Source organism: Paracidovorax cattleyae (genome assembly GCF_900104515.1).
Classification (GTDB): Bacteria; Pseudomonadota; Gammaproteobacteria; order Burkholderiales; family Burkholderiaceae_C; genus Paracidovorax; species Paracidovorax cattleyae.
The window spans coordinates 1-1,019 of sequence record NZ_FNJL01000093.1; the positions used below are offsets into that span (position 1 = coordinate 1).

Genomic DNA, 1,019 nt, shown 5'->3' on the forward strand with positions numbered 1-1,019 from the left:
GCCTTCGGCAACCGGGTGCAGGCGCTGCATGCCGACGGCCGGGCGCAGCGGTTGCGCTACGACGCGCTGCACCAATTGCGCGAGGTCTGGCAGCGTGAAGCCGGTACGGCGGGATGGCAGCGCGTGGCCTGCTACCGCTACGACCCCTTCGGGCGGCGGCTGGCCAAGACCGTCTTCGGCAACACCCACAGCGATGGCAGCGAACAGGGAGCCGCATCGCACACTGCGATCACCACCTACGCCGGCTGGGACGGCGACCGCCTCGTGCACAACGAAGGCCCGCAGGGGCTGCAGCACGTGCTCTACGAGCCCGGCTCCTTCGCGCCGCTGCTGCGCCTGGAGCGCGAGCAGGCCATTCCTACGGCTCTGCAGGCCATGCTTTCCATGGAGGAAGACCAAGCTCGCATGCGGCTAAATAGCCAGGAAAGCGGGCTATCACCTGCCGCAGCCATGTTCGCTGGCTTGCCCCGTGCGCAACGCGAACTGCTGGAGGGAGCCCTACACGACGCTATCGGACCTAACGGCAACGCTCTACAGGCGCGACTGCAGGCAAGTCTGCCCAAAGAGGCCGGCGCATTGTTGGCTGCAGGCCTGCAATCCGTGCGCCAGCAACAGCAGGCTGCTACCCAGGCCCATCCCACGCGCATCCGCCATTTCCTGTGTGACCACTTGGGCACGCCCATCGCCTTGGTGGACGCCAATGGCTCGCAAGCGGGCTTGGTGACCTGGGCTGCGACCTACCATGCCTGGGGCGCTGTGCGCGAAGAATATGACCCGCACGACATCAATCAGCCCATCCGCTTCCAGGGCCAGCAGCTTGATGCAGAGACAGGGCTGCACTACAACCGGTTCCGTTATTACGACCCGATGCTGGGTCAGTATGTGACGCAGGATCCAATCGGACTGATGGGCGGGAGCCACTCTTACGGGAACCTCTCAAAACCCGGCCACTCCCTTGTTCACCGACAAGACCTGAGCCGTCCTCCTCACCATGATCTCTCCTCGCAGCGCCTTGAAGT

The 1,019-nt window shown here is 64.8% G+C and carries 1 protein-coding gene; it reads left to right on the forward strand.

What is annotated here, in order from left to right:
- The coding region (locus BLR05_RS25615) for an RHS repeat-associated core domain-containing protein (protein WP_244160197.1) at window positions 1–1,019 on the forward strand (1,019 nt) is incomplete at both ends.